This is a genomic window from Brachyspira catarrhinii (assembly GCF_005518285.1).
Taxonomy (GTDB): Bacteria; Spirochaetota; Brachyspiria; order Brachyspirales; family Brachyspiraceae; genus Brachyspira; species Brachyspira catarrhinii.
In genome coordinates this window covers 1-4,293 of record NZ_SJDU01000195.1, presented here as the reverse complement: position 1 = coordinate 4,293, position 4,293 = coordinate 1, and the positions used below count along the sequence as shown (strand labels likewise).

General features: G+C 29.9%; 5 protein-coding genes, 1 tRNA gene and 1 pseudogene. 5 read left to right on the top strand and 2 right to left on the bottom strand.

Going from position 1 to position 4,293, the window contains the following annotated elements; all coding sequences use genetic code 11:
- Positions 1–410, bottom strand: a pseudogene (locus EZH24_RS07820) (bifunctional phosphoribosylaminoimidazolecarboxamide formyltransferase/IMP cyclohydrolase); the annotation flags it as partial.
- A 148-nt stretch (positions 411–558) separates the two neighbouring features.
- Between EZH24_RS07820 and EZH24_RS07815 the strand changes: the two are divergent.
- The 5 genes from EZH24_RS07815 (at position 559) to EZH24_RS07795 (ending at position 3,419) form a co-directional block, all read left to right on the top strand.
- A tRNA-Ser gene (locus EZH24_RS07815) sits at positions 559–645 on the top strand.
- Positions 646–685: 40 nt separating this feature from the next.
- Positions 686–1,336 (top strand): FliO/MopB family protein, encoded by a 651-nt coding sequence (locus EZH24_RS07810; RefSeq protein WP_137998555.1) that lies wholly within the window; start codon positions 686–688, stop codon positions 1,334–1,336.
- A gap of 97 nt (positions 1,337–1,433) precedes the next feature.
- Entirely contained in the window at positions 1,434–2,258 is an 825-nt protein-coding gene (locus EZH24_RS07805) for a thioredoxin fold domain-containing protein (RefSeq protein ID WP_137998554.1), read from the top strand.
- Positions 2,259–2,273: 15 nt separating this feature from the next.
- Positions 2,274–2,900 carry a cytidylate kinase-like family protein gene (locus EZH24_RS07800; protein WP_137998553.1) on the top strand — a complete coding sequence of 209 codons (627 nt, stop codon included), beginning with the start codon at positions 2,274–2,276 and terminating at the stop codon, positions 2,898–2,900.
- Between the two features lie 9 nt (positions 2,901–2,909).
- On the top strand, positions 2,910–3,419 hold the full coding sequence (locus tag EZH24_RS07795) for a DUF2262 domain-containing protein (RefSeq protein WP_137998552.1): 510 nt from the start codon (positions 2,910–2,912) through the stop codon (positions 3,417–3,419).
- Here EZH24_RS07795 and ychF read toward each other — a convergent pair.
- Positions 3,420–4,293 (bottom strand): redox-regulated ATPase YchF (gene ychF, locus EZH24_RS07790; RefSeq protein ID WP_137998551.1); only part of this gene is annotated, 874 nt, incomplete at its 5' end.

The window sequence follows — 4,293 nt, the reverse complement described above, 5'->3', positions numbered from 1 at the left end:
AAAGATTTCGCAGCCGAACGAAGCATTGTAGGACCTCCAATATCTATAAATTCTATTTTTTCTTCAAAACTTAAAGTATCGTCTGAATATTTTTCAAAAAAAGGATATAGATTGACTATAACGATGTCTATTGGAATTATTCCTCTTTCTTTTATAGCTTCTATATGTTTTGGATTATCTCTTATAGCGAGTATTCCTCCATGAATTTTTGAGCTTAAAGTTTTTACTCTTCCGTCAAGCATTTCTTTTTCGCCCGTTACTTCTTCAACCTCGATAACGGGAATTGAATTTTCTTTTAAGTATTTGTAAGTTCCGCCCGTTGAAATTATTTCAATGTTTTTTGAAATTAAAAATTTTGCAAAATCAAGAATTTTATCTTTATAGAATACCGATATTAAAGCTCTTTTCATAGCTAATCCTTTAATATAAATTTTGCATAATTATAATTTAAAATAGATTTATTTAAATATGTTTTTTAATAAAATTTATATTAGAATATTGACTAAAAAATATTTTTATGTTATTATAAAAAAACTTATTTTTGAGAAGCTAATGTTTGGAGAGCTGCCCGAGAGGCCGAAGGGAACAGTTTGCTAAACTGTCGTAGGAATTTTCCTACCGAGGGTTCGAATCCCTCGCTCTCCGCATCAAATTAAACGGAAATAAATCGGATTAAATATTAAAAATGAAAAAAATAATAATATTCTTAATAATATTTTCTTATATAGTTTATCCGCAAGATAATAATACTAATAATATAAATACTAACGAAACGACTACAAATTTTTTTAATATTCCCGCTGAAACCGAAAATAATACAAATGACGAACCCGCTATACTCGAAGATATAAGAAACATTGAAAACAGAGCGACAGTAAGCAATACGGGAATGTTCATAAGAGCGATTATAGGATTTATATTGACATTAGTCGGAATATATTTAGTTTTTATCTATCTTAAAAACAGAACAAAAAAAATATCTGGCTCGAATGAAATTATTAGAATACTCGCCACAACCGCGGTAGCCGCAAACCGATATATTTCGATTATAGAAATAGCGGACGAAATGTATTTGATTTCAATATCCGACCATAATATAAATCTGCTTGAAAAAATAGAAAATAAAGAAATTAAAGACCAGATAAGAATGATGTATATAAACTCGAAAGAAAACGCGGTTGAAGACAGTTTTAAGAATATTTTGAATCAAACTTTATCAATATTCGGACAGCCGAAAATGAAAGAAAAAGACGCTTTGCAATCGACTAAAGAAATCAGAGAGAGATTAAAAAATTTAAATTCCAATAATTCAGATAATAATGAAGACAATCAATAAAATCAATAATTATTTATTATTTTTAATATTGTATTTATTAACAAACGAATTTATAATTAACTTAAATATTTGATTTTAATTAATCGAGGAATTAAAAATGAAAAATAAAAGCATAATTATTATAATGATAGCTTTATTTACGATTATCTCATGCGAAAATTCTTACGCTGAAATAAAATGGGAAAAAAATTTGGCTACGGCGATTAAAAAAGCGAAAAGCAAAAATCTACCGATTATGATAGACATATATACCGATTGGTGCAGTTGGTGTGAAGAATTGGATAAAAACACTTATTCAAATAACGAAGTGATTGAAACGGCTAAAAAAATGATTTCCGTAAAATTGAATCCCGAAAATTCCAAAGAAGGCGAAGAAATTGCTAAAAAATATGGAGTTCAAGGTTATCCCACTATTCTTTTTATTAACGCTGACGGATTCGTTTTGGAAAATGTCGGCGGATATGTGGAAGGCGAAAAATTCGTTCCTTATATGAAAAATGCCATCGATAAATTGGGCAAAATAAATGTGATACTTTCGAGCAAAGAGTCAAGTTTGGAAAAATTAGATTTATATATGGAATCTGGAAACGAAGAGGAAGCGACTAAAATATTCAACGATTTATTAAGCAAAAAATCAATTCCCGAAGAATCTATGCCAAAATATATTCTCGGTTTTGGTTTAATCAAAGCGCAGCAAAGCGATTACGAAACGGCTAATATTTATTTTGATAGAATAATAAAAGAGTATTCTAAATCCGAAGAATTTTATATGGCGCATTATTATAAAGTCGTTGGAATGATTTTATCTGGCGAAATTGACAAACCTAAAAAATATTTGGAAAATTTGCTTAAAGACTCGAATATTCCAAATAATATGAAAAACCAATACCAAACTTTATTATCTTATATAAACGAAGATTAAAATAACGACTAAAAAATGAAAAATATTATAATAACGATAAGCAGACAATACGGAAGCGGGGGCAGATTTATAGGAGAGAGAATTGCAAAAAAACTCAATATAGAATTTTACGATAAGGAATTTATAGATATTGTAGTTCAAAAAACGGGAATAAGCAGAGAAACGATTGAAGCGAAAGACGAGAAATTTACCAACGACAATATATTTTTCAACGCTTTCAATAAGAAACATTTTTTAAGTCCTTTCAATAACGATATTACATATTCGATTTTGGATAAAATATTCGATATTCAAAGCGAAATAATAAAAGATATAGCTGGCAAAGGTTCATGCGTGATGATTGGAAGATGCGCAAGTTTTATTTTAAAAGACGCTTATAAATGTTTCAATGTTTTTATTCATGCGCCGATTAAAAATAGAATAGAAAGAATTACGAAACAATACGGAATAGAAATAGAAAACGCCGAAGCTCAATTAAAGAATACCGATTTATACAGATATAATTATTGCAAGTATTATACGGGCGAAGAATGGGGAAATATGGTTAATTACAATTTAACTATCGACAGCGGATATTTTGACGATGAAGAAATTTGTAATATAATAATAAAATCCGTAAAAGAAGCGGATAAAAATAAATAGGGTATCATAATGAAAAAATTTATAAAATATTTAAATGTTTTTAAAGAAAGCGATTATTTTTCTTACGAAGCCAAATGCAGAATATGGAAAAAAAGAAATATATCTTTGATTATAGATTTCGGAGAAGAAACGAATAAATCCGAAGCTCTCAAAAAATATAAAGAAAAAATTAACGAAATATTAAATTGGATTGAAGAAAATAAAAAATTAATATCCGATTTTTTAATTTCCCATCAATGCGTAACTTTGGCGGAAGAATGGGTTTCTCAAAATGACAAAGAAATTAAAGAAAATTCTTATAAAAACGATTTGGACGAAATAATAAATATACCGATAACTGACGAAGATTTTTATAACGCGATGTATTTAGATAGCGTTTTAATAGATTTTGAAGAAGACGAAAGCAAACCCGACACGACAATGCATATACTTTTTAAACCCGATTATTTCAAAAGACATTCTTTAATCGTCTATGTTGACGGAGATAAAAATATAGAATACGGAGACATTGCGGGCTAATCACACATTAAACCTAAAAGTCACAACATCGCCTTCTTGCATAATATATTGTTTTCCTTCGAGTCTAATCGCTCCCGCTTCTTTCGCTTTAACGAAACTTCCAAGTTCGAGCAGTTTTTCGCAATTTATAACTTCGGCGCTTATAAAACCTCTTTCAAAATCGCTATGAATAACTCCCGCCGCTTCTGGCGCAAACGCTCCTTCTCTTACCGTCCAAGCTCTCGTTTCGTCCTCGCCCGATGTTAAGAAAGTAATTAATTTTAAGAGTTTATGTCCCGCTTTCGATAATCTTGAAACTCCCGATTCTTTCACTCCCAAATCTTCCAAATAGCTTAATCTCTCCTCTTCTTCCAAATCTTGCAAATCGGCTTCGATTTTCGCGCTGAAAGGAATTAATTCTATATTTTTTTCTTTCGAATAATTTTTCAAAACGACATAATTTTTATTTCTTTCGGGATTTGCAAGTTCGTTTTCCGACAAATTAGCTCCAATCATCATACTTTTTGAAGTGAGCAAAAACAACGGTTTAATAATTTCTTTTTCCGTATCGGTTAGATTTAAACTAAAAATTGGATTTGAATTATTTAATTCGGGAAGAATTTTATTTAAAAGTTCCAATTCTTCTTCGACTGATTTTGTTTTTCCGCCTTTTAAAGCTTTTTTTTGTCTTTCTATTCTCGCGTTAATCGTTTCAATATCCGCCAATATTAATTCTGTTAATATAATATCCAAATCTCTTAAAGGATTTACCTCGCCGATATGCGTGATATTTCCGTCCTCGAAAACTCTAACGACATGCAAAATCGCATTAACCTCTCTTATATGCGATAAAAATTTATTTCCGAGTCCTTCTCCTTTTGAGCTCCTTTCACGA